The organism is Agrobacterium tumefaciens, assembly GCF_017726655.1.
GTDB lineage: Bacteria > Pseudomonadota > Alphaproteobacteria > Rhizobiales > Rhizobiaceae > Agrobacterium > Agrobacterium tumefaciens_B.
Genome location: NZ_CP072309.1, coordinates 2,064,211 through 2,087,700 on the forward strand (window position 1 = coordinate 2,064,211; position 23,490 = coordinate 2,087,700).

18 protein-coding genes are annotated in these 23,490 nt (G+C 60.1%); 2 read left to right on the forward strand and 16 right to left on the reverse strand.

Going from position 1 to position 23,490, the window contains the following annotated elements; genetic code table 11:
* Positions 1 to 46: 46 nt before the first annotated feature.
* Genes AT6N2_RS23650 through AT6N2_RS23665 form a run of 4 tightly spaced genes read right to left on the reverse strand, consistent with a single transcriptional unit; the run spans position 47 to position 4,987 of the window.
* Positions 47 to 1,660 carry an ABC transporter ATP-binding protein gene (locus AT6N2_RS23650; RefSeq protein ID WP_209091758.1) on the reverse strand — a complete coding sequence of 538 codons (1,614 nt, stop codon included), beginning with the start codon at positions 1,658 to 1,660 and terminating at the stop codon, positions 47 to 49.
* On the reverse strand, positions 1,657 to 2,481 hold the full coding sequence (locus AT6N2_RS23655; protein ID WP_209091760.1) for an ABC transporter permease: 825 nt from the start codon (positions 2,479 to 2,481) through the stop codon (positions 1,657 to 1,659). The genes AT6N2_RS23650 and AT6N2_RS23655 overlap by 4 nt, the downstream gene beginning before the upstream one ends.
* Complete coding sequence (locus AT6N2_RS23660; protein ID WP_035210564.1) at positions 2,478 to 3,425, reverse strand: ABC transporter permease; 948 nt, start codon at positions 3,423 to 3,425, stop codon at positions 2,478 to 2,480. Before AT6N2_RS23660 ends, AT6N2_RS23655 begins: the two co-directional genes overlap by 4 nt.
* Positions 3,425 to 4,987, reverse strand: a complete 1,563-nt coding sequence (locus AT6N2_RS23665; RefSeq protein WP_063951788.1) for an ABC transporter substrate-binding protein — start codon at positions 4,985 to 4,987, stop codon at positions 3,425 to 3,427. Before AT6N2_RS23665 ends, AT6N2_RS23660 begins: the two co-directional genes overlap by 1 nt.
* 232 nt (positions 4,988 to 5,219) lie before the next feature.
* Between AT6N2_RS23665 and AT6N2_RS23670 the strand changes: the two genes are divergently transcribed.
* On the forward strand, positions 5,220 to 5,486 hold the full coding sequence (locus AT6N2_RS23670; RefSeq protein WP_063951789.1) for a CBU_0592 family membrane protein: 267 nt from the start codon (positions 5,220 to 5,222) through the stop codon (positions 5,484 to 5,486).
* Between the two features lie 7 nt (positions 5,487 to 5,493).
* On the opposite strand, the gene AT6N2_RS23675 is transcribed toward AT6N2_RS23670, so the two are convergent.
* From AT6N2_RS23675 to AT6N2_RS23720, 10 genes are all read right to left on the reverse strand, one after another.
* Complete coding sequence (locus AT6N2_RS23675) at positions 5,494 to 6,384, reverse strand: LysR substrate-binding domain-containing protein (protein WP_063951790.1); 891 nt, start codon at positions 6,382 to 6,384, stop codon at positions 5,494 to 5,496.
* Positions 6,385 to 6,579: 195 nt separating this feature from the next.
* Positions 6,580 to 7,524, reverse strand: a complete 945-nt coding sequence (locus tag AT6N2_RS23680; protein WP_144578748.1) for an isoaspartyl peptidase/L-asparaginase family protein — start codon at positions 7,522 to 7,524, stop codon at positions 6,580 to 6,582.
* Positions 7,525 to 7,569: 45 nt separating this feature from the next.
* Positions 7,570 to 9,108: a hydantoinase/oxoprolinase N-terminal domain-containing protein gene (locus AT6N2_RS23685; RefSeq protein WP_209091762.1), complete on the reverse strand. Its 1,539-nt coding sequence runs from the start codon at positions 9,106 to 9,108 to the stop codon at positions 7,570 to 7,572.
* Entirely contained in the window at positions 9,105 to 10,181 is a 1,077-nt protein-coding gene (locus AT6N2_RS23690) for a DUF917 domain-containing protein (RefSeq protein WP_003524597.1), read from the reverse strand. The genes AT6N2_RS23685 and AT6N2_RS23690 overlap by 4 nt, the downstream gene beginning before the upstream one ends.
* Before the next feature lie 117 nt (positions 10,182 to 10,298).
* Positions 10,299 to 11,894 carry an ABC transporter substrate-binding protein gene (locus tag AT6N2_RS23695; protein WP_209091764.1) on the reverse strand — a complete coding sequence of 532 codons (1,596 nt, stop codon included), beginning with the start codon at positions 11,892 to 11,894 and terminating at the stop codon, positions 10,299 to 10,301.
* Positions 11,895 to 11,935: 41 nt separating this feature from the next.
* The gene (locus tag AT6N2_RS23700) at positions 11,936 to 13,069 is read right to left on the reverse strand and encodes a DUF917 domain-containing protein (RefSeq protein WP_209091766.1); all 1,134 of its coding nucleotides are present in this window, start codon (positions 13,067 to 13,069) and stop codon (positions 11,936 to 11,938) included.
* Positions 13,062 to 14,618 carry a hydantoinase/oxoprolinase N-terminal domain-containing protein gene (locus AT6N2_RS23705; protein WP_209091767.1) on the reverse strand — a complete coding sequence of 519 codons (1,557 nt, stop codon included), beginning with the start codon at positions 14,616 to 14,618 and terminating at the stop codon, positions 13,062 to 13,064. The genes AT6N2_RS23700 and AT6N2_RS23705 overlap by 8 nt, the downstream gene beginning before the upstream one ends.
* A gap of 14 nt (positions 14,619 to 14,632) precedes the next feature.
* Positions 14,633 to 16,282 (reverse strand): ATP-binding cassette domain-containing protein, encoded by a 1,650-nt coding sequence (locus AT6N2_RS23710; protein ID WP_209091768.1) that lies wholly within the window; start codon positions 16,280 to 16,282, stop codon positions 14,633 to 14,635.
* Positions 16,283 to 16,286: 4 nt separating this feature from the next.
* The gene (locus AT6N2_RS23715) at positions 16,287 to 17,168 is read right to left on the reverse strand and encodes an ABC transporter permease (RefSeq protein ID WP_006698626.1); all 882 of its coding nucleotides are present in this window, start codon (positions 17,166 to 17,168) and stop codon (positions 16,287 to 16,289) included.
* A complete protein-coding gene (locus AT6N2_RS23720) occupies positions 17,168 to 18,196 on the reverse strand; it encodes an ABC transporter permease (protein ID WP_209091769.1) in 1,029 nt (342 codons plus the stop codon). The genes AT6N2_RS23715 and AT6N2_RS23720 overlap by 1 nt, the downstream gene beginning before the upstream one ends.
* Before the next feature lie 135 nt (positions 18,197 to 18,331).
* Here AT6N2_RS23720 and AT6N2_RS23725 point away from each other — a divergent pair, with 135 nt between their 5' ends.
* Complete coding sequence (locus AT6N2_RS23725; protein ID WP_209091770.1) at positions 18,332 to 20,683, forward strand: helix-turn-helix transcriptional regulator; 2,352 nt, start codon at positions 18,332 to 18,334, stop codon at positions 20,681 to 20,683.
* 74 nt (positions 20,684 to 20,757) lie between these two features.
* On the opposite strand, the gene AT6N2_RS23730 is transcribed toward AT6N2_RS23725, so the two are convergent.
* Entirely contained in the window at positions 20,758 to 21,105 is a 348-nt protein-coding gene (locus AT6N2_RS23730; protein WP_209091771.1) for a hypothetical protein, read from the reverse strand.
* 118 nt (positions 21,106 to 21,223) lie between these two features.
* Positions 21,224 to 22,987, reverse strand: a complete 1,764-nt coding sequence (gene ggt, locus AT6N2_RS23735; RefSeq protein WP_209091772.1) for a gamma-glutamyltransferase — start codon at positions 22,985 to 22,987, stop codon at positions 21,224 to 21,226.
* Between the last annotated feature and the right edge of the window lie 503 nt (positions 22,988 to 23,490).

Consider the following 23,490-nt stretch of genomic DNA (forward strand, 5'->3'; position numbering starts at 1 on the left):
AGATGAAGGAGGGACGGCGGCCCAAGCATGTTCGCCGTCGCTGAACTCAGGCCACCGGGAGGCCGCGTTTTGCCAGCACGCCGTCCAGCCAGTCGCGCCGCAACTCGGGAACCGAAGTGATAAGCTGCTCCGTATAGGGCTGGTAAGGCGGAGCAAAAACCTCCTCGGTGGTGCCGGTTTCGACGATACGGCCGTACTGCATCACCATGGTCCTGTCGGCAATCCTGCGAACGACACCGAGATCATGGGTGATGAACAGATAAGAGACACCCAGTTCATCCTGCAATGATTGCAACAATTTGAGGATCTCGTCGGCCACCAGCGGGTCGAGCGCCGAAGTGACCTCGTCGCAAATGATGAGGTCGGGACGCGCCGCGAGGGCGCGGGCAATACACACCCGCTGCTTCTGTCCACCCGACAAAGCTTTTGGAAGGCGTTCGGCGAAATCGCGCGGCAGACCGATGAGATCCAGCAGGCGGTTCACCTCAGATGCGCGCTGCTCGTCGCTCATGCCGAAGTAGAACGACATTGGACGGCCGATGATCTCGCCGACTGTGTGGCGCGGGTTTAGCGCCACATCGGGAAGCTGATAGACGAGTTGTATACGCCGCAGTTCTTCACGGCTTCGCTGCGTGTATTTGTCGGCAAGCCTGTGCCCGGCGAGGGAAACGACGCCGGAGGAGTGGGGCGGCAAACCGGCAATGACCCGGGCGAGGGTGGATTTTCCCGAACCGGATTCGCCGACAACGGCGAGTGTCTCACCCTTGCGCAACAGGCACTGGACGTTATCAAGCACCTTCTTCCGTCCATAATAGGCGGTGACATCGCGCGCTTCGAGTAGAACCTCACCATTTTCATGGTGGACGCCTTCTCCCGACATGTGGGCCTTGCGTTCGGAAACGAGCCGACGCGTATAGTCCTGCTGCGGTTGTTCGAGGATCTGTTCGGCAGAACCGGCCTCAACCTCTTTGCCATGACGCAACACCAGGATGCTGTCGGCAATCTGCGCCACCACTGCAAGGTCGTGCGTAATGTAGAGTGCAGCCGTATCATAACGCTGGATGAGGCTGCGCAGGAGTGCCAGAACCTCGATCTGCGTCGTGACATCAAGCGCGGTGGTCGGTTCGTCCAAAACCAGAATATCGGGACGGCAGGACATGGCCATGGCCACCATCGCACGCTGCAACTGGCCGCCGGATACCTGATGTGGGTAACGGCTGCCGAAATTCTGATAATCGGGAAGCTGCAGCGCCTGCAGCAGTTCCAGCATCCAGGCTTCCGCTTCCTGCCGGTTCATGATGCCGTGATAGAGCGGCCCTTCCATGATCTGTTCGCCGATCTTCATCGCCGGATTAAAGGCGGCGGCTGCGCTTTGCGCCACATAAGCGATGCGTGCACCACGCACCGCCTCACGTCCGGCGCGATCGATCGTCATCAGCGAAACACCGTTTACAATGATCTCGCCCCCAACGATACGGCAGCCGTTGCGGCCGTACCCCATGGCAGCAAGTCCAATCGTGGACTTGCCCGCGCCGGATTCACCGATGAGCCCTTTGACCTCACCGCGCTTCAGGTCGAGATCGACATTGTCAACAAGGATGGCGCCATTCGGTGCGGCAACCTTGAGACCGCGAATTTGCAAAACCTTGCTCTCGTTCATCGGTCCGCTCCCTGAATTGCGCTGCGGCCGGCAAGCAGCCAATCCACGACGAGGTTGACGCCAATGGTAAGGATGGCGATGGCGGCAGCCGGATAAAGCGGAGCGTAGAGCCCGTAAAGGATCGCCTGCTGGTTATCTTTCACCATGCCGCCCCAGTCCGCGAAGGGCGGCTGAATGCCAAGGCCAAGGAAGGAAAGGCCTGCAACGAAGAGGAAGGTGAAGCAGAAGCGAAGACCGAACTCCGCAATCAGTGGCGGCAGGGCATTCGGCAAAATTTCCTTAAACACCAGCCACAACAGGCCTTCACCACGAAGACGCGCTGTTTCGGCATATTCGAGAACATTGATACCCTGCGCAACGATACGCGCCAGGCGAAAGACGCGTGTGGAATCCAGAAGGGCGATGGTGACGATGAGCACGGGAATGGACGAGCCAAGTGCCTGCAACACCACAAGGGCAGAGATCAGCACCGGAATACACATGACCGTGTCGACAATGCGCGACAGAACCGTGTCCAGCCAGCCGCCGAAAATGGCCGCGATGAACCCGAGTGTTATCCCGATCGTGAAGGACAGCAGCGATGCGGCCAGTGAAACGCCGATGGACATCTGTGCGCCAGCCAGAAGACGCGACAGCATATCGCGACCATTCTGATCAAGGCCAAACCAGTGCGCCGCCGAAGGCGGATCAAAAGGCGATCCGACAATTTCCTCCTGGGCGAAAGGCGCGATATGCGGGCCGGCGACGAACAGGACGAGATTGAGCGAGATGATGAAAAGACCGATCCACGCGGTCGGTGTGATGGAACGGAGAATTTTCATCGGGGATGCCTCAGGCGCGGATTAAGCGCGATTGCCGAAATATCGGCAATGATGTTCAAGATGACATAGGCGGCGCCAAAGACGAGGGCCGCAGCCTGCACCAGCGGCAGGTCGCGTTTGGAAACCGCGTCGACCATGAAGCGACCAAGCCCATTGTAATTAAACACGGCCTCCACCAGCACAACGCCCGTGATCAGATAGGCAATGTTGAAAGACACGACATTGACGATGGGCGCAGCCGCATTGGGAAGGGCGTGACGAAGAACCGCGCGCCGGGTGCGAAGCCCCTTGAGATAGGCGGTTTCGACATAAGCCTGATCCATGACAGCCAGCACGGCGGTGCGTGTCATGCGCAGCATCTGCGCAACGGTCACAAGAACAAGCGTCAGGGCCGGCAGTGTGGTCGCCTTCAGCCAGTCCGCAAAACCCATGCCCGGATAGGTATCCGCAAGGCTTGGCAGGAGATTGTACTGAACGGACACGAACAGGATCAGCAGCAGGCCAAGAAAATATTCCGGCAGGGAAACGAAGGCGAGAGCCACAATGTTCACCGCACGATCGAACAGGCTGCCGCGCAGGATTGCGCTGAATAGTCCAAGAGTGACGGCGACAGGAACAGAGACGACCGCCGCATAAAGCGCCAGCGCCATGGTGTTCCAGAAGCGTGGCCACAGAAGATCGGCAACGGGCTGGTGGTTTGCCAAAGAATTTCCGAGGTCGCCGGTTACGAAGCCGCCGAGCCAGGAGAAATAACGATGCAGAAGGGGCTGGTCGAGACCGAGATCGGCGCGCAGCACGGCGAGGGATTCTGGCGTCGCATTTTGTCCGAGTATTGCCGACGCCACGTCACCGGGAAGAAGCTGAGTGCCGGCGAAAATAAGCGCCGACACCAGCAGAAGCGTCAAAATACCCAAAGCAACGCGCTTCAGGATAAGAGTAGTCATTATGCGTCCAACCAGACTTTTTCAGCGAGACGGGCGCCCATGAAATTGAACATGGGATGGGTCGTCACGCCCTTGAGTTTCTTGGATGTGGCGTCGAGATAGTCGCCAAACATCGGGATCATCGCTCCGCCCTCATTGGAAATGAGCGCCTGGAGTTCGGCGTAGATTTCCTTTCGCTTGGCGTCGTCGAGAAGCGCACGCGCTTCGATCAGCTTCTTGTCGAATGTCTCGTTCTTCCAGTGCGTGTCGTTCTGCGCAGACGTCGATTGGTATGCGATGGTCAGCATCTGGTCCGCCGTCGGACGACCGCCCCAATAGGACATGCAGAATGGCGCTTTCATCCATACATTGTCCCAGTAGCCGTCAGCCGGCTCGCGCTTGATCGAAACGTCGATACCGCCCTTAGCAGCGCTGGTGCGGAAGATCGCTGCTGCATCCACTGCACCGGAGAAGGCGGCGTCGGAAGCAGAAATCTCGATCTTGAGGGCATCAAGTCCTGCCTGCTTCAGATAGAACTTTGCCTTTTCGGGGTCGTATGGCCTTTGTGGCAGGTCTGCCGCATAAAAGCGGTCTGAGCTGGGGATCGGGTGGTCGTTTCCGAGGCGCCCATAGCCGCGCAATGCGGTTTTCAGAAGTTGCTCGCGGTCGATGGCGTGTTTGATGGCGAGCCTGATATTGTTGTCCGTATAGGGCGCCTGTGTGCAATCCATCAGGAAGGTGAAGTGCTGGCCGCCAGCCGACTGAACGATATTGAGGTTGGGATTGCGGCGAAGCAGATCGACCGTCTTGAAATCCAGCTGGTTGATGGCGTGGACCTGGCCCGACATCATGGCGTTGGTGCGGGCAGAAATATCGTTGATGACGATGACCTCCACCGCGTCGACATGGGCCGCATTCGGCTTCCAGTAATTGGGATTACGGGTGAATCGGGAACGTACGCCCGGATCGTAGCTTTCGAACACAAACGGCCCAGTGCCCACAGGCTTGTTGAAATCCGTCCAGCCTTCGGGAACGACGAGGAAATGATAGTCAGAAAGGATGTAAGGCAGATCGGCGTTGCCGCTTTCGAGGACGATCTTGACCTCGGTGTCGGAAAGCTTGTCGACGCTTTTCAAGGCGGAGGCAACCGAGCGCGCTGCAGAGGTGGTTTCCCCGCGGTGCAGGTTGATGGAGTAGATGACGTCTTCTACCGTCAAATTCTTGCCGTTATGGAACGTGACGCCCTGGCGCAGCTTGAAGACCCACTCCACCGCGCCCGGTTGAGCTTCCCAGCTCTCGAACAGTTCCGGCACGGCGTGATTGTTGGCGTCGATCTCCACGAGGCCATTCATGATCATGAACGCCTGATTGACCGGCACCCAGTCCTTCAGAATGCGGGGGTCGAGATTATCAGTGGTGCTGCCGCCGCCGATGCCCAGTTTCAGCACTCCACCCTTCTTGGGCGTGTCCGTGCTTTGCGCACTGGCATTCGTGATGAAACCGGCGGAAAGCGCCGCAAGGCTCGCCGCACCGGCGAGGAAGTGCCGGCGATCGAGTGAGAAGGAAAAGGGGGAGGAGGTCATATCTGGGTTCCCTGTTTTTTATCTAGCCGGTCAAGGCTCAGCTCGCTGTGGGGTATCGTACTCGGCGGTTCGGCACTAGATAGAGACCAGCAAAGGGGGGTATGATTTTTGCGCATGGGGTCATGAAATCTGAGCGCATCCACTTCTTTGCGAAGCGCAGTAAAGGGAGGCGCCGGAGCCGATCCGGTGTAGCAATTCTCGCGCGGCGAGAGCGTTCATGGAGTGAATACAAATGGGGCTAGCGGATATTGTCGGCCTTGCAGGAGCCTTTTTCTATCTCTTCGCCTATGCCCTGTTGCAGCTTCGATTTCTAACGATAGAAGACTGGCGATACACTCTCTTGAACGTTCTGGGCGGTGTGTTCCTGATCTATTCGTTGATCTGGAACTTTAATCTCGGCTCGCTCATCTCGCAAGTCGCATGGCTGCTCTTCACCGTCATCGGCTATGCCCGGTTCCTGCTGGACCGCCGCCGAAAGACGCCGTCCATCAGTGCCTGACAAGATCTTAGCGTGCGGTTTTATGATTGTCTGCGATCAGCCAATCTGAAACCTCACGCACGATCTTGCGCTGGTGGCGATCGGCCGGGCGCATCAGGTAAAATTTGCCCTCCGAGCGCATGGCGTGGGCATGGACAGGCACAAGCGCGCCGCTATCCAGCTGATCGCGGATGAGCCAGGTCCAGCCAAGTGTTGCGCCGAGCCCCTGCGACGCTGCCGCAACACAGAGACCATAATCTCCAAGTTTCCACTGGATTGCATCCTTTGGCGGCAGCAATTGTGCTGAGCGCCACCAGTCGCTCCAATCCTGCCATTCCCGCATCGAATCCTCGATGGAGATCAAAACCGGTGCTTTCTGGTCCATGAGATCGCCCACACCGCGCGCAGAGACAGGTACCACCTCCTCCTGACCGAGCTCCGAAAGCCACACGCCGATCGGTCTTTCCTTGCGATAAAAAATCGCAAGATCGAATTCGTCCAGGCGAAGATGCGCCACGTCATCTGTCACCCGCACCCGCAACTCGATGCCGGGAATATCCCGTTTCAGCCTTTGCAAACGGGGCATGAACCATTGATCGGCAATGCCACGAGAGCATGCTATGGTGATCTGGCTTGCCCCGGTCCAAGACCGCACTCCGTCCGTCACGCTTGCGATATCGAGAATCAGCCGCGATATGTCGATCGAGTAATTCTCTCCTATGGTCGTCAGTCGCACGCCCGTCGGCACACGTTCAAACAGCTTGGAACCGATGAATGCTTCCAGCTTGCCGATCTGCCTGCTGACCGCGCTTTGCGTCAGGCCAAGTTCGTTGCCCGCGCGCGAGAAGCTGCCCAGACGGGATGCAGCCTCGAAAACCACAAGCGCCTCCAGCGGCGGCAATCTATATGATGGTTGCATTCCAGTTCCTGCGACAGTTTCCGTGATCCGTACACCGCCGCACCGAGCAGTTCAAATTTTTCAGAGGCGATACCCGGCGCTGCGGGCGGAAGACGATGGAAGCTGAACCGGGTGAGGGCGGTCAAACCTTTTGCCTGGAGCTTGTCGCAGGTCGCATTACGTCCCTAAGTCCAAATCCACCCCGTTAGAGCGGGCTCAGAGTTCAATAGGATAAACTTCCCCATGCGTGGCGACAACCGCTTCCCCAGACGCGGTCACCCAGCCGCGGAACATGCCCGCGGTGTTGTACGGAGCGGCGATGTGGCCCGCCGTATCAATGGCGACCAGGCCGGCGCCGATGTCATAGGGAGCCAGATCCCTGTACACGAGATCGCCGGCAGCGTTTTCCAGCTCCTGTCCGAGATAAGCGACGCGGGATGCGATCTCGTGGCCCACGACGTAACGGATGAAAAATTCTCCCTTGCCGGTACCGGAAACGGCGCAGGCGCCATCGCGTGCATAGGTGCCGGCGCCGATTACCGGGCTATCTCCTACGCGGCCATCGGGCTTGTTGGTATAGCCGCCCGTGGAGGTGGCCGCGGCGAGATGTCCCGCGGCATCGAGTGCAACCGCACCGACGGTGCCGTGTTTTTCGTTTTCCGTCGCTTCCGTGCCGGCCACAGCATGGCGCTTCATCGCCGCGAGCGCCTCAAGGCGTTTTTGCGTGGTGAAATAGGATTGAGCTTCCGTTGCCAGACCTTTTTCCTCGGCGAAGCGATCTGCTGCTTCACCTGTCAGATAGACGGCACGTTCGTCGGTCATCAGCGCACGAGCCGCCTTGACCGGGTTGCGAATGGCGCGGGAGGCGCTGATCGCGCCTGCCGCCAGCGTCGCACCGTCCATGATCGAGGCATCCAGCTCATGAATCCCGTTTTCGTTGAGTGCCGCCCCATGGCCGGCATTGAAATGCGGGCTGTCCTCCATGACGACGACCGCCGCCTCAACGGCGTCGAGCGCGGTGCCGCCCGCCTTCAGCACGCCATAACCGGCGCGTAATGCCGCTGCAAGATCATCGCGGGCCGCAGCCCATTCCTCTGAAGTCATGCTGTCTTCCGGCATCACGCCACAACCACCGTGAATGGCCAGTGCGATCTTCGTCATATGCTCACTCCCTCGTCGCCCTGCCGCCGGCAGTGCCTCTTTCAATCAATGAAAGGCGATATCGCCGATGACCCGCACGCGAACCCGCCGTGCACCGCCAGGCAGATAGGCAATCGGGATGTCCTCCACCTCAAGCGTCTTTAGGCTCGCCCGCTCCGCGCCTGAACAAACCGCCGCGTTCTGCGCCTCGGTTTCGGCTTTCGCAAGGGCCTCATCGCGGCTCAGTCCGGAAAACACCTGATCGACCTCGCCTGAAACCTGCGCCATCGCTGCACCGAGTGCATTGGCGACGCCGGCATTTTCCACACGCAGGACGTCCGACGCACCCGGAACCGTCTCGGGGATCAGGAACGCCCCGCCGCCGACGGCAACCAGCGGAACATCTTCGGCCGAGGTCTTCATCTGATCGAAACTGTCCGCCACCATGTCACGGATGCGCTGGAGTGTGACCTGCACGAAAACCGGATCGAGGCCTTTCACGCGATCGCGGTCGCCCATCTCGATAAGGCCTGCGGCAACCGCAATATCCGATGTCGTCAGTGTATCACCGCCGAAAACACGGGCTTCCTTCAGGATGCGATAACCGACCGAGCGCGGACCGATCTTGCCCGTCTCAGGGTCGACGATGGTGCCGCCGCCGAGCGCAACCGGCAGAAGATCGGGCATGCGGAAGAGCGTGCGTACCCCGCCAATATGGACGATATTGTTCGCCTCGCGCGGAAACCCGCCGACAAGGCAGCCGATATCGGAGGTCGTGCCCCCCACATCCACCACCATGGCATCGGAAAGCCCGGTGAGGAAGGCCGCACCGCGCATCGAATTGGTCGGGCCGGAGGCGAAGCTGTGCACCGGGTTGGCAGCGGCGACATCCGCGAGCGCCACGGTGCCGTCATTCTGGGTCAGATAGAACGGCGCCTTCACACCGGCTTCGCGCAACGCATCCGAAAATGCCCGAACGGTTGTCCTGCCCAGTGTTTGCAGTGCCGCGTTCAGCAGGGCGACATTTTCCCGCTCCAGAAGCCCAATGCGGCCAAGCGTATGGGAGAGCGTGATACGTGCGTCGGGGATGACCGAACGAACGATTTCCGCTGCCCGCACTTCGCATTCGGTTGTCAGCGGCGAGAAGGTTGCCGAAATGGCGATGGAGGTGATGCCCGCATCGCGGATTTTCATCGCGGCCTCCCGAATTTCATCAGGGATCATCGGCACCAACGGGCTGCCGTCATATTCATGGCCACCATGGACCATGAAGATCAACGGATCGACAGCATCGTATAAATCTTTTGGCCAGTCGCACATGGGCGGCAGCGACGAACCTGTTGGTAGCGCGATGCGGATGGCGGCAACCCGCTCCAGCCGTGCGCGCTCCACCACCGCATTGGTAAAATGGGTGGTGCCGATCATCACAGCGTCGATCGGTCGGTCCGCAGCGCCGACATGGCCAGACACGTGCGCGAGCGCTGCTTTTACGCCCGACAGAACATCCTGCGTGGTCGGAACCTTGATGGAGGCGACAATGGTGTCTCCATCGATCAAAACGGCATCCGTATTGGTGCCGCCAACGTCAATACCGATGCGTTTCATGGGAATACCGATCTGAAGTCAATGTCATAACCGAAGGCGCGCGGGCCGACGGCAGCGATGCCGGCAGGCGTCGTCAAAAGCTCTGGTGCTGGCAGGGCGACAACCGTCACGCGCTGACCGTAACGCACCGATTCCGTACCGATGGCGCCACCGGAAACCGTATCGAGAAGGCAGAGCAGGTCCGGCGTCATGGCGACTGGCTGGCCATCGCGGAAGGCAACGGCCCACTCATTCTGGAATGCGAGTTCCATGCGCGAACCACGGTCGGCATCGATACCTTCAATGGTCGTGCTGCCGCGCAGGAAACCACCCGTGGTCTCGCGGGCCACATCCACCACCTTGCCGCGGAACAGCTGCTTGCCGCCCTCGTGGTCGAGAACCGCCTGAACGGGATCGTCATGGCGCGCACGTGCTGCCATCACCGCGCGCCCGAGTTCGGTCGCCTTGGTGACGGTGTAATGAATGCCCCACTCCTTCACTTCCTTGCCGGTGCGCGGGGCCTTGCACGTGGCGGCGGTGGAACCGACCTCGGTGCAGACCTTGCGCGAAATGCGCTCCATCCATTTCCATGAAGCGGCGCGCGTCACGATGACCTCATTGTCGCGCACATCGACCAGCGACAGCGGAAACATCGGCAGGTTGCCGATGGCGAAGGACGTCATCTGCGCTTCCGGATAGGCCCGTCCCATGGCGTCGGCATTAACGACCGGCCGGTCGAGTACGGCGGCGGCGAGGAAGGAGGAAAGCGCATTCGAACCGCCGATTTCCACGCTCATGATCGCCCGGAACGGCTTGCCGAGATAATCCTCCATGACCTCAACAGCGCGGGCGAGATGCACGGGGTCTCCCAGCCGCTCCTGACCGACAAGCGGCGCACCCATCTTGGAGACGACGGCGACCATGTCGTCATCGGCAAGCGCCATGGGATCCATGACCTTCACCCGTCTGCCCTCGGCATAGAGACGCCGCAGATTGAGCGTCGAGATATAGGGATTGCCTCCACCGCCGGTTCCCAAAATCCAGGCGCCGGTAGCCAAAGGTTCGATATCGTCTTCGGAAAATTCCTGGATCATGCGTCATCCTCGGGCATGCCTCAGCCTTTCCGGCTGCAGGCGATGCTCCTTCCCTTTGAAGTTCCAAGTCTGGCCAACCCCGCCTTTGTGGCGGGGCCGGTTTTCATCAGGCGGAGCTCACTCCGCCTTGCAGTCCCAATGGAAGTTGGAGAAGTTCAGGTCCCAGCTTTGCATGGGAATGAACTCGTAACCCTGAAGGCACTTGTTCGCCGCATAACGGCGGTTCGGCGCAACCGCCCAGACGTCAGGCTGAAGGTCAACGATCTTCGTCTGCAGCTCCTTGTAGGTGGCGTTCTGCTCGTTGACATCGGTTGTGGCGCGGACCTTGTCGATCAGCCCGTCGATCTCCGCATTCTGCAACCATTCCATCGACATCCAGGTACCGGACGCCTTGGAATGATACTGGTTGTAGAACATCGAATCCGGCGACGGATAGGTCGGCGAGATGTTCACCTGCGTCGATGCAGGCGTCGTTTCGGGCTTGGAAGAAAGCTCGACGATACGGTTCCAAGGCTCCGGCTTGATATCGAGCGTGATGCCGATCTGCTCGAGGCTCGATTGCAGAAGCAACGCCACTTCCGCCTCGAAGGCGAGCGACGCGACATAGCTGTTGACGAGCGTGATCTTCTGACCGGCATATTTCGACTTCGCCAGCTCTTCCTTGGCCTTTTCCAGATCGTAGACACCGGGCTGGATATCCCCATTATGCGCGTCCTTGAACGCGTCAGAGAGCGGGCCCTTCATATCGAAGCCCGGATAGATCACTTCCTGGATCGTCTTGTAGTCGGTCGCATAGGCGATCGCGCGGCGGACGTGGACGTCGTCGGTCGGATAGACCTTGGTGTTGAGCTTGATGACGAAACCGCCGGCGGTGCGGGTCTGGATCAGCTTGTAACCCTTCATCCGGCCGATGGATTCATAGGTGTCATTGCCAAGCCCGTGCGAGGAAAGTCCTAGTTCACCCTTTTCCGCCAGCGCCTTCACCGTGGCGTCGTCACTGGTCTGCACGAAGCGCACCTCATCGATCGGCTTGCCCTTGGTCCAGCCGAGGAAATAATCGGCATTGCGGGCAATGACCATATCGGCGGAACGGTTGTAGCTGACGAGACGGTAGGGGCCGGAACCGGCGGAATGTTCGCCGACGTAAGCCTCGCCCCATTTGTCCTCGGGCTTGGCATTGGCTTCGATCAGCGTCTTGTTCATCGCCATCATCAGCGGCGTTGCCGCCATGAAGGGCGAGAACTGGCGCTCGATCTTCATGACCAGCGTGGCATCGTCAGGCGCGGTGACGTTTTCAGGCTTCAGCACGCCGACGATGAGGTTCGACGGGCCCTTGTTGATGCCGAGCAGGCGCTGGATCGACCAGGCAAGATCGGCAGCCTTTACCGCCGTGCCGTCCTGGAATTTCGCATCGTTGCGCAGGTGGAAGGTGTAGGTCAGGCCGTCCTCAGAAATCTCCCAGGATTTCGCCAGATGCGGCACAATTTCGCCCTTGGCGTTCACGGTGGTCAGACCGTCATACATGTTCACGATGGCCATGTAGCCGGTGTAGTCAGTCACTTTCGCCGGGTCGAGCGAGCTGAATATCTGCATGGTGTTGACCGCGACCGACACCTTGTCTTCCGCAAGGGCTGCAGAAGAAACAAGCGGCAACGCGAGCGCCGTGCCGAGCGCCAGTGCGGCGAGACGGGAAGAAAGTACAGGCATTTTCATTTTTGTTCTCCTCTTTATTGCGGGCATCGGCCCGCTTATGGTTAGGCAGCCTTGCTGACCGGAACGGGCAGCGGTGAGAAAAAAATGTTCGGGTAACCGAAGGCCGCCGGCCCGACGACCTCTAGAGCGCGGGCGCTGCGCAGCAGGTCGTGGCAGGGGATGGCGATGACGGCCACACGCTGGCCATAGCGCAGCACTTCGGTGGTGATCGGATAACCCGTGTCGACATCGAGCAGGACGATGAGGTCGGGAACCGTCACTTCCACCTTGCCGTCACGGGAAAACAGCAGGAATTCGTTCTGGATGGCGACGCCCGCCGTCTGTCCGACGCAGTCGTCGAAGCCTGACAGCGTGAGATCGCCGATTGCGAAACCGCCGCGAAGATGGCGCTTCAGATCGGTGATCTTGCCGTTGAAGATTCGCCGCCCGCCTTCGAGCGCGCAGACTGCGGCAATCGGGTCTTCCTGCTGTTTGCGGGCACGGATCACGGCCTCACCGATGGCGATCGCCTTGGTGTAGGTTTTCGGAATGCCATACTGGTGCACGTAATGTGCCTGCATCGGAGCCGTCGCCAGCATTGCGCCACCGCCTTGCGAAACGACGCAGGCGCGCGCCATGCGCTCGTGCCAGACTTCGGAAACGGCGTGGCTGAAAATGACGGCATTGCCGTGCAGATCGCACATCACCGATGGCGTGGAACTATGGCCGTAGATGGAGAATGTGGTCATCTGCATTTCCGGGAATGCCCGGCCCATGCCGTCGCAATCGAGGATAGGCAGGCCGCCGAGCGCCGCCGTCACCAGCGGGTTCATGGAATTGGAACCGCCGATTTCCTCGCAGACGATCGCGTCGACGGGCGTGCGGATCAGCTCTTCCATCGCCCGCAGGCAGCGCAGGCCTTCGCGGCCTTCGCGAATGCGCTCGACGCCGACGACGGGTGCGCCGATGCCACCGATGGACATGCATAGCGCATCCGGCTCGATGGCATCGGTTGCGAGGATCTTCATCTCATAACCGGCCTTCATGGCTTCCAGCGCCAGAAGTTTGCCGAGATAGGGATTGCCGCCGCCGCCCGTGCCGAGAATGCCGGCGCCGATTTCCAATGCGTCCAGGTCCTCACGGGTCAGCGTCCGCAATGCCGCTTCGTCATATTTCAGCTTGCGTGTCTCAGCCATGATTGGCTCCCATTTCTCCAACAACTTTCACATGAATGCGGGTGGCGTTGCCGGGCAGGTAAGCCAGCGGCATATCCTCGCGCTCGATCACTTCGAGCGTTTCGGCAATCGCGCCGGCGGCAATGGCCTTTTCGCGGGCCTCCGCTTCTGCCTCAGCCAGTGCGCTCTCGCGCGTGCGTCCATCGACGAGTGAGAAGACCCGGTCTGTCTCACCGCTGATCTGCGCAATGGCCGCGCCAACGGCATTGGCCACCGAAAAATTCTCAGGCCGTATAACCTCAAGATCACCGATGCGATCCGGCATCAGGATGGAACCGCCGCCAACGGCGATAACCGGCACCGGTGACGACGAGATGCGGCTGCGCTCCACGCAGGCTTCAAGCATGTCGTTGATCTTGCTGACGGCAGCATCCACCAGTCTTTTATCAAGGCTGGAGACCAGCGCCTTCTCGCCCACATCCGCCTTGCCGGAGGCAACGGCGATATCGGTCGCCGTCAGGGTCGAGCCACCGAAGCAAAGCGCCTCGCGGCGGACGCGGTAACCGACGGATTTCGGGCCGACAGTCAGGCCATGGTCGCCATTGACCACGAGGGAACCGCCGCCGAGACCGATGGAGAAAACGTCAGGCATGCGGAAATTGGTGCGCACACCGCCGATATCCACCGTGGTCGAGGCCTGACGCGGGAAGCCGTGCGACAGCGAGCCGACGTCCGACGTGGTGCCGCCGACATCCACGACGACGGCATCCTTGAGACCGGTGAGGAAGGCCGCACCGCGCATGGAGTTCGTCGGACCGGACGCGAAGGTGAGCACGGGGAAACCGCGCACCACGTCAGCCGCCATCAGCGTGCCGTCGTTCTGGGTGATATAAAACGGGCAGGTGATGCCCGCCGCCTTCAACGCCTCGCCGAAAGCGGCAACCGTGCGGTCGGCAAGCGACAGCAGGCTGGCATTCATGATCGCCGCACTTTCCCGTGCAAGCAGACCGTGACGGCCAATATCCTTGGACATCACCACCGGCAGACCGGGGCAGCGTTCCTGCAGGATTTCTTTCGCTCGCAGCTCCATCGCATCGTTGATGCCGCTGAAAACGCAGGTGACGGCAGCCGCCTTCAGGCCCTTGGCGCGAATATCGGCGGCGATGCGAACGATCTCGTCCTCATCGAGCGGCGAAATTTCGCGGCCGTCGAATTCATAACCGCCCCGCACCTGATAACCGTGATTGCCGACGATTTCCCGCAGCTCATCCGGCCAGTCGACCATGGGCGGCAGGCCAGCGCCGGACGGCAGGCCGAGCCGGATGGCTGCAACCTCGTCCATATGCCGGCGCTCGATCACCGCATTGGTGAAATGCGTGGTGCCGATCATCACGGCACCGATGCGCGCCCTGTCTATGCCCGATGCCTCGATGACTTTTTCAAGGGCTTCGATGACGCCTGACGTCACATCCTCTGTCGTGGAGGCCTTCACCCCCGCCAGAACGGTTTTATCCTGCAACACAACGGCATCGGTATTCGTGCCGCCGACGTCAATTCCAACGCGATACACGTCAGGCTCCTCTTTCATAAATCGGTCGATTTAACGAGGAAGCGCATGCGCTCCTCCTCGGTCACCGTGGGTTTGAGATGTTCTTCCTCGTCGGTGACGACGGGGATGGCCGCGATCAGGGCGCGGGTATAAGGATGGGCCGGTTCGGCGAAGACCGCCGACGTCACGCCCTCTTCGACAATCTCGCCCCGCAGCATGATGGCGATGCGCGAACAGAAATTGCGCATCAGCGACAGGTCGTGCGAGATCATCAGATAGGTCAGGCCAAGCTCCTCGCGCAGCTGCAGCAGAAGGTCGATAACCGTCTTCTGCACGGAGACATCAAGTGCGGCCGTCGGCTCATCGAGGATGAGGATTTTTGGCTCCGCCGCCAGCGCGCGGGCAATCGCCACACGCTGCTTCTGGCCACCGGACAGCTCATGCGGATATTTGCCGAGATAGGATTGCGGCAGCCGCACCAGCCCCATCAGTTCCTGCATGCGGTTTTCACGCGCAGGCCCATCCATGCCGATGGATTTCAGCGGCAAAGCAAGCGTCTGTTTCACCGTGCGCTTCGGATTAAGCGAAGTGCCCGGGTTTTGATAGACGATCTGCGTCAGTCGCTTTCCGCGCGCAGGCGCGGGGGCGTCGATGACAAGATTGCCTGACGTCGGGCGCGAAAGGCCCATGATCATGCGGGCGACGGAGGTTTTGCCGGAGCCGGATTCACCCGCGAGGCCAAAAACCTCGCCCTGCTTCAGCGTCAGGTTCACATCCCGCACGGCATGATAGCCATTGCGCCGGCCATAAATCTTGTTCAGCCCTTCGATGGTGATAATCGGCTGCCGCGTGCTCTGCTCCAGATCGGTGACGCGCGGGCCATAAAGCGGCGGCACGGCATCCAGGAGCGAACGCGTATAATCCTCGGCGGGGCGATGGAGGATTTGCGTGCAGGGTCCGGTCTCGACGATATCGCCATGATGCATGACCACGACCCGGTCCGCCACCTTGCGCACGACGCCGAGATTGTGGGTTATCATCAAAAGCGCCATGTTTTCTTCGGCGACCAGCTGGTTGATGAGATTGAGGATTTCGTCCTGCGTCGTCACGTCTAGCGCTGTCCCCGGCTCGTCCGCGATCAGGAGCTTCGGCTGGTGTAGCAGGGCGAGCCCAATCAGCACGCGCTGACGCATGCCGCCCGACAGCTCGGAGGGATAAGCGTTCATCACTCGCTCGGTGTCGGCAAGCTGCACGCGGCGCAGAACCGCTGCGATGCGTTTGCGGCGCTCTGCCTTAGACGAGTTGATTCCATCGCGCTTGTCGGCAAAACGCATAACATCATCGAGATGCGTGCCGATCTTGAAGACCGGATTGAAGGACGATAGCGGGTCCTGCATGATCAGCGAAAACGCGGTCCCCTTCAGGGCCTCACGCTCCCTGGGTGGCATGGACAGCACGTCCCGGCCATCGATGACGATGGCACCTGAGGTGATCGCGGCGTTTTTCGGCAGGGTACCGATGACAGCCTTCGCGGTGACTGACTTGCCGGACCCGGTTTCGCCGATCAATGCTACGCGTTCGCCGGCGGCAACCGTGAAGGCGACATCGCGCAGCACCTGCCGGGTACGGCCATAATTGGTGAAGGTGACGTTGAGATTTTCGACCTTGAGAAGCGGTTCAGTCATGGTCTTAGCTTTCCACGTCGAACATGTCGCGCAGGCCGTCGCCCAGCAGATTGAAACCCAGCGTCACGTAAAGCACGGCCGCGCCGGGGCAGAGCACTTCCCACCAGAAATCCGGCATGAACTGGCGCCCGTCGGCGACCATCGATCCAAGATCAGGGGTCGGCGGCTTGACGCCGAAACCCAGGAAACTCAGCGTCGCGCCGAACAGGATGACGAAGGCGGCATCAAGCGTCGTCTTGACCGATATGACCGAAACGCAATTGGGCAGGATTTCGCGGAAGAGGATGTGCAACGGGCCTGCACCGGCAAGACGTGCCGCTTCGATATAGTCTTCTGAGGCGATAGACTTCGATACCGAATAGATCAGCCGCGCATGCCAGGTCCACCATAGCAGCGTGATTGCGATCATGGCGTTCGTCAGCGTCGGTTCCAGAAGGTTGGACACTGCGAGTGCCATGACCAGCGGCGGCATGGCCAGCATCACATTCGTCAGGCCGCTGATGAGTTTTTCGGTCCAGCCGCCGAAATATCCGGCGATCAGGCCAAGCACAGTTCCGACCGGGACGGAAATGCCGAGCACGCCGATGACGAGAAGCAGCGAGACGCGGAGCCCGAAGATGGTGCGGGAAAAGATATCGCGTCCTGCCTTGTCGGTGCCGAACCAGTGTTCGAGATCCGGCGGCATATGGCGGGCGCGGAAATCGACAACCGCGCCGATATGTTTCGGATAGGGTGTAAGCCAGGGCGCGAAGACCGCCAGTACCAGCACCGATAGCAGGATCAGCGAGCCGATGACCGCCGCCGGATTGCGGCTGAAGCGATACCACATCATGTAACCGGCGCTTAAGCCCCGATCGGTGGGTTCGAGCATTTTCATATCGGCCATCAGCGAGCCTCCTTACGGCGCAGGCGCGGGTCGATGATCGAGATCAGAACATCCACGATCAGGTTCGCAACGATGAAGAACAGGCCGGCCACCAGCACCACGGCGGTCACGGCGTTGAGGTCTTTCTGAAGGATGGCGTTGAGCCCGTAGGATGCGAAACCGCCCCAGGCGAAGACCATCTCGATCACGAAGGCATTGCCGATCAGCGACGCGAATTCGAGACCCATGATCGTCAGCGGCGCGATGGAAGAAAGCTTCAGCAGGTAACGGAAGATGATCACTCGCTCCGGCACGCCGAAGCTTTGCAGGGTCAGCACATGGTCCTTGCGCTGGTTCTCGATCATCGAGGAGCGCGTGATGCGGGTGATCTGGCCGATGCCGGCCATGGAAAGCGCGAAAGCCGGCAGCGCGAGATGTTTAAGCGCATCGAGCACGACGTCGAAACGTCCGGCCAGGACGCCGTCGACAAGGATGAAACCGGTGGGACCGCCCTGCCAGCCAAGCGAATGATCGAGCCTTCCGATGATCGGCCAGCCGGAGAGAAAGCGCGCTGCCAGCAATTGCAGCGTGATGGCGAACAGGAAGCTTGGGATCGTGACCCCGGTGAGCGACAGGATGCGGCCGATATGATCCAGCGGCCGGTCGCGGTAATGCGCCGTGATGACGCCGAGCGGGATGGCGACGAGGAACATGAAGATGACCGAGACCAGCACCAGCTCCACGGTGGCGGGAACGGTCTGCGCGAGATCGGTCGTAACCGGACGCTGCGACACCAGCGAAAAACCAAGATCACCGTGCAGCGCCTTGCCGATGTAGTCGAGATATTGAACGGCGAGCGGCTTATCGAGGCCCATCTGCCCGCGCAGCGCATCCACCTGCTCCTGCGTTGCCGCCGGCCCCAGCGCCATGCGGGCCGGATCTCCGGGCACCACGCGGGCGAGCACGAAAATCATGATGGACAGCGCAATCATGACCAGCGCGAAGGTGCCGAGCCTGTTCAAAATCGCGATCAGCGGGTGTTGCTGCATCCGTGGAACGTTCCTTGTGCATCGGTTGGCTGAGCACAAGTTTTCATCGTCAACGCATTTCAACAATCTCCAAGAGGTATAGTTTTTTGAAAGATTGGTATAGGTTTTGGTGATTAAATCTCCTATCCCTTGCGAATGACGCTGTTACCTCGAACCCGCCTTTGCCGTCGCATCGCCCGCCAAGCCGCCGGTGTCGTTTTTCTGCGTGCGCCTGCGGGAGCGGGGAAAAGCGTGCTGCTGGAGATGATCGCGAAGGAACTGGGTGCCACCATATGCTGCACGCACCAGCCGCGAAGCGATGAGGTGGCCGATGGCTGCCTTCTATGGGATGTGCCGGTCGTTGCGCGGGCCGTGCGTATGCCTGCCGGTATTCTGGAATCGGTGCGGGTTTTGATCATTGCCTGTCGTCCCGATCAACGGGTCAGCGGGCTGGCGCGACAGATCCTGCATCGCGGTTCGCTCACCATTGGGCCGGATGAACTGGCACTGGGGAACGATGAAGCCGAAAGCCTGCCGTTCGAACAGCGACGCATCGCCCTTGAGGATTTTGCGGGATGGCCGGCCTTCCTGGCGTTGGCGCGGCAGCCGGATGAAAGGTTGTGTGCAGAGTATCTTAGGGAAAACTATCTGACGCATCTTTCTCCCGGCCAGACGGTCGAGCTCTGCTTCTGGCTCGAAAACCCGTCTGCGGAACCCAAGGCGGAGTGGAGGGATCTGCTCCCACCTTTCCTCACCGGACGTCCAGAGCAACATCCCACGCTCATACGACTTTTGACCTTGGCCGCGCGCGAACGCCTGGCGATTTTGCAGGCCGGCAGCGCCGTGGTGGAGGTTGCGTCCGCTTTTGAAAGGGCAGGGAACTCGCTCGCGGCGATGGCGATGCTGCTCGACCGGGGTTATGAGACCCACGCCGCACAAATGCTTGAACGCGCTCACGGCCGTGAGCTGATCTACCGAAGCAGCATCGACAGGTTTCGCGAGATCATCATGCGGTTTTCACAGGAGATGATTGCGACGAATGAAACCGTGCTGTTTGCCGTGACACGCGCCCTGCTGAAACAGGGGGAATTGCAGCGCGTGCGACATCTCGTCGGCAAAAGCCTTGGATCGGACTATCTCGATCCGTTGAAGGCGCTTGCCAGGGACTCACGATTTTCTTTTGCCGCCCGAACTTTTCGGCTGAACCTGATGATCGCCGAGGACTTGACGCCAAACGACGCGATGATAACGCGTCTCGGCGAGTTCATGGCTGATTATCCGTTGGACGATCACGGAAAGTGGGCGTCCTACTACAATGCGTTGCTCGAATTCGAAATCCGTCGCCGCAATTTTCGCGAGGCGGAGGCGGCTGCCGCCCGCGCGCTCATCTATCTGCGCAAGATGGGCGGCCAGCCTTTGCTCGAATTCTTCATCCATCTGCATCAGATCGTGCTGCGGCTGATGAGCGGTGACGTGCTTCTGGCGCGCCGAGCCGCGCAAGAGGCGCGCGCAAGACTGGAACAGGTGCCACACGATGCCGCCCAGGAGTTCCGGATGTTGCGGCTTGCAGAAGCCTGTCTCGCCTATGAAGCGGGGAAGCCGCGCGATTTGCTGCATTTCGTTGAGCACGAATTCGATCACTTCGCCGCCGCTGAAATCTGGCCAAGCCTGATGCAGTTTGCGTTGTTTTACGCCTCGCAGGTGCTGATCGACCATTTCCCGATGACCGTTCGTGCGGGTTTTCTGGACGGCCTCTGGATTCACCTTTCGGAAGGGCTCCAATTCCACGCGATGATGGAGATCAGAACCGCCATCGCCTACCAGAATGCCAATCGCTGGGCGGATGCTGCCGCCACTCTTTCGGCAATCCGCATGCCGATGGGCCGCAACTGGGTGGAAAGTGCGCATGAGGACCTGTCAAGACTGACGCGCCGCGACGAAATCGCTTACGTCATGGCTTGGCTGCGCGACGCCGTGCATCTTTTCACGCCGCGTGCTTATCTCTCTCGCCAGATAGATGCGATGATCGCCAATCCCAAAGTGACCAATCGGGAAAAAGTGGCACTCAGGATCTGGCAGGGCTACGCCGCCCACCAGCGCCGCGACAATGCTGCCGCCCGCGCGCATATTCTCACAGCTCTAGAATCGGCGACCCGCCTTGGTTGCAGAGGCGTATTGTCAGAGGAGCGCATCTTCCTGTCTCCGCTTTTGAACAATCGTCGCATCAGGAGTTTCATCGAGACCTCTTCCGATGTCCGCACCGCGCTGTCGATATTTGCCGACTCGGTAAACTCCCCACAGGCACGCGCCCTGCATGGCGGGCTTTCCCAGCGGGAAGCGCAGATGCTTCAGCTGCTTGCCGGCGGCATGTCGAACAAGAAGATCGCCCAGACGCTGAACATCTCGGAAGTGACGGTAAAGTTTCACCTGGGGAACCTTTTCCGTAAGCTTGATTGCAAGCGGCGTTCCGAAGCCATTCGTGCAGCAAAGGCTCTGGACTGGCTTTAAGACGTCTGCGACTCTGAGATACCGCGCGCGCTCAGCCACATTGGGAGCACGTGCGCCATGAAGGCACGGTCGCTTTACGTCGTGGCAGGCTCCAGCGTAGCCGCCGAAACACCTGTTCCCGAGACCCTGAGTAGCACCGCCTCGACATGCGCGCGGGTGATGGGCGCGCTCCGGTGGCCAGCTCCACGAAGGGAATAGCCGGTAAATTCTGGCTCGGTGCCGGCAAAGGCAATGCGCGCCGCTTTGCGCACCACGCTGTCCGCTGCGTCCGCACCCGCAAGCCAGCGCCCTCGAAACAACCTGCCGCCTGCTTGCAGGCTGATGTCCTCAGCGGAATTCTCAAATTCTCCAGTGCAAATCCGCGCCGTCTCAACGCCAAGGGCTTCGGCCCGTGCTGCCAGAACGGCTTCGATCCTTGGCATATCGGTGCCAAGGTTGCTTAATGCGCAGAGAGCGATCTTTCGGTTGCCAGTTTATGCGGTCCGAAATTGGAAGTTGCATGGATAGCCGCCGTCAGCGTCAAAGCCCTGGAGCCGCACTTCACATTCCGCCCCCTATAACCGCCCCCTCGCGCCGTGGATCGGCGCTGCCGGCCAAACCTTGCGCGGTGATCTCAATGGCATGCAAACCGGAATTCATCTCACCCGGTTTCACTTCGTAACCCAGTGCCTTCAGCGGCCCGGCCAGTTCTTCCGCGCTGGTGCCTGCCTCTATGTCGTAGGTGCCAAACCGGTTGATCAGGTGCGGCTGGGCGACGATCGCTTCGACCGGCATGCCCCAGTCGACATACGCGATCAGCGCCTGTGCCACATAGCCGATGATCTGGCTGCCGCCCGGCGAACCGATGGCGAGCAGTGGCTTGCCGTCCTTCATCACGATGGTCGGCGCCATGGAGGAGCGCGGCCGTTTGCCGGGTTCTACCCGGTTGGCGATTGGCAGGCCGCCATCATGGGTTTTGAAGGAAAAGTCGGTCAACTCGTTATTGAGCAGGAAGCCGTTCGTCATCAGACGCGAGCCGAAGCCGTTTTCGATCGTCGTCGTCATCGAGACCACATTGCCCTGCCTGTCGACAATGACAAAATGGCTGGTGGAGGGCAATTCGAGCGCTGCATCCCGGCCGAAAAGCAGCGCGTGATCCCATTCAGGCTCGCCGGCCTTGACTGCATCCTTGGTCAGTGCCTTGTCGCCGTCGAGCAGCTTTGCCCTTTCGCCCAGATACGACTTGTCCAGCAGGCCCTTGACCGGAAGCGGCACGAAACCGGTATCAGCGACGTAACGCTCGCGGTCGGCGAACGCGAGACGTTGCGCGTCGCCGATAATGCGCCAGCTTTCGACGTTTTTCGGCCCCAAAGACTTGAGATCAAAATTTTCCGCCAAGCCGAGCATCTGGCCGATGGCGATGGCGCCTGACGATGGCGGTCCCATGCCGCAAACATCGAGGCCACGATAGAGGAAGCAGACAGGCTCGCGCTCGATGACGCGATAGTTGGAAAGATCGGAAAGCGACAGCACGCCGGGATTGTCGGTGGCCTCGTGTACAGTCTTGACGATCTCCTCGGCAATTCTCCCCTTGTAAAAGGCGTCTGCGCCGCCTTTGGCGAGGGCCGAAAGCGTCTCGGCATAGGCAGGGTTTTTCAACAGGGCACCGGTTTGCAGGGCCGCGCCGGAGGTGTCAAAGAAATAGGACTGCGCCTCTGGATATTTCTTCAATCGGTCGCCCTCGGAGGCGATCAGGGACGCCAGGCGCGGTGACACTTTGAAGCCCTCGGCCGCCAGCTTTTCCGCCGGCTTCAGCAGGCTTGCCCACTCCGCCTGTCCATAGCGTTTGTGGGCTTCCTCGAGCAGTCGCACCGTTCCCGGCGTTCCAACGGAGCTACCGCCGATGACAGCGTCCATGAATTTAAGCGGCTGACCCTTGTCGTCCAGGAAGAGCTTTGGTGTGGCGTTCATCGGAGCCGTCTCGCGGCCGTCCAACGTCGTCAGCTTGCCGGTTTTCGCATTGTAATAGACGAGGAAGGCACCCCCGCCGAGCCCGGAACTCTGAGGTTCAACCAGGCCCAGCACTGTCTGCACAGCCACCATCGCATCTATGGCGTTGCCGCCTGCGGCGATCACGTCGCGCCCCGCCTCGGCCGCCAGCGGATTGGCCGCTGCGACCATGAAGCTCTTTGACTCGACACGTCTGGCTGTCGCAACGTCGGTCGCCTTTTCGGGTGCCACCGTATCAGAGGCCTGCTGGGCGAAGGCAATTGCGGTGGACAGCATCAAGGCGACCGCAGCTTCACCGAGAATTCTCATTTTCATGGTCTTATTCTCCAAAGCGTTATGACCCGTTGATGTGACAGCGGCCTTCCACCGGGAGCCAGCCACCATTTTTGCCGGTAACCCTCCAACTCAGCTCACTTCCGAGTATCCAACGTCGCCGGTATCCATACCTTGGCCGATCAACGGCAAATCGAGCGCGCTGTTTCTCACTTCAGAATGAAGCAGATCATGGAACGGTACAGGCATGCCGCTTTCCGGTCGTAGTGCGTCGCACGCTGAGCTCGAGCCGCGGGATCAATGTGACGGCCAATGAAAGAATGTAATTTTGTCTCATCGAGCGGTGCCATTGCATTCCCCCAAATCTCTTCGTTGGCGGGCAAAGGGTGACCGCAATTTAACAGGCCAGCGAATGCGCGTAGACAACGTGACATAGCTCAATGCCACGAAATTGTCACGCCAATGGCTGTCGCGCTTTTTTGGTAGCGCACTCGTGTTCAGAAGAGTTGGAGCTTTGCTTATTTCTCATTGGTGCATTCTTGGGG

Excerpts from the sequence above, each read along its gene's own strand:
- AT6N2_RS23730 (WP_209091771.1), bottom strand. The coding sequence starts at position 21,105 with ATGCCAAGGATCGAAGCCGTTCTGGCAGCACGGGCCGAAGCCCTTGGC.
- AT6N2_RS23650 (WP_209091758.1), bottom strand. The coding sequence starts at position 1,660 with ATGAACGAGAGCAAGGTTTTGCAAATTCGCGGTCTCAAGGTTGCCGCA.
- AT6N2_RS23700 (WP_209091766.1), bottom strand. The coding sequence starts at position 13,069 with ATGGCTGAGACACGCAAGCTGAAATATGACGAAGCGGCATTGCGGACG.
- AT6N2_RS23675 (WP_063951790.1), bottom strand. The coding sequence starts at position 6,384 with ATGCAACCATCATATAGATTGCCGCCGCTGGAGGCGCTTGTGGTTTTC.
- AT6N2_RS23725 (WP_209091770.1), top strand. The coding sequence starts at position 18,332 with ATGACGCTGTTACCTCGAACCCGCCTTTGCCGTCGCATCGCCCGCCAA.
- AT6N2_RS23670 (WP_063951789.1), top strand. The coding sequence starts at position 5,220 with ATGGGGCTAGCGGATATTGTCGGCCTTGCAGGAGCCTTTTTCTATCTC.
- AT6N2_RS23720 (WP_209091769.1), bottom strand. The coding sequence starts at position 18,196 with ATGCAGCAACACCCGCTGATCGCGATTTTGAACAGGCTCGGCACCTTC.
- AT6N2_RS23660 (WP_035210564.1), bottom strand. The coding sequence starts at position 3,425 with ATGACTACTCTTATCCTGAAGCGCGTTGCTTTGGGTATTTTGACGCTT.
- ggt (WP_209091772.1), bottom strand. The coding sequence starts at position 22,987 with ATGAAAATGAGAATTCTCGGTGAAGCTGCGGTCGCCTTGATGCTGTCC.
- AT6N2_RS23665 (WP_063951788.1), bottom strand. The coding sequence starts at position 4,987 with ATGACCTCCTCCCCCTTTTCCTTCTCACTCGATCGCCGGCACTTCCTC.
- AT6N2_RS23685 (WP_209091762.1), bottom strand. The coding sequence starts at position 9,108 with ATGAAACGCATCGGTATTGACGTTGGCGGCACCAATACGGATGCCGTT.
- AT6N2_RS23695 (WP_209091764.1), bottom strand. The coding sequence starts at position 11,894 with ATGAAAATGCCTGTACTTTCTTCCCGTCTCGCCGCACTGGCGCTCGGC.
- AT6N2_RS23655 (WP_209091760.1), bottom strand. The coding sequence starts at position 2,481 with ATGAAAATTCTCCGTTCCATCACACCGACCGCGTGGATCGGTCTTTTC.
- AT6N2_RS23680 (WP_144578748.1), bottom strand. The coding sequence starts at position 7,524 with ATGACGAAGATCGCACTGGCCATTCACGGTGGTTGTGGCGTGATGCCG.
- AT6N2_RS23715 (WP_006698626.1), bottom strand. The coding sequence starts at position 17,168 with ATGGCCGATATGAAAATGCTCGAACCCACCGATCGGGGCTTAAGCGCC.
- AT6N2_RS23710 (WP_209091768.1), bottom strand. The coding sequence starts at position 16,282 with ATGACTGAACCGCTTCTCAAGGTCGAAAATCTCAACGTCACCTTCACC.
- AT6N2_RS23690 (WP_003524597.1), bottom strand. The coding sequence starts at position 10,181 with ATGATCCAGGAATTTTCCGAAGACGATATCGAACCTTTGGCTACCGGC.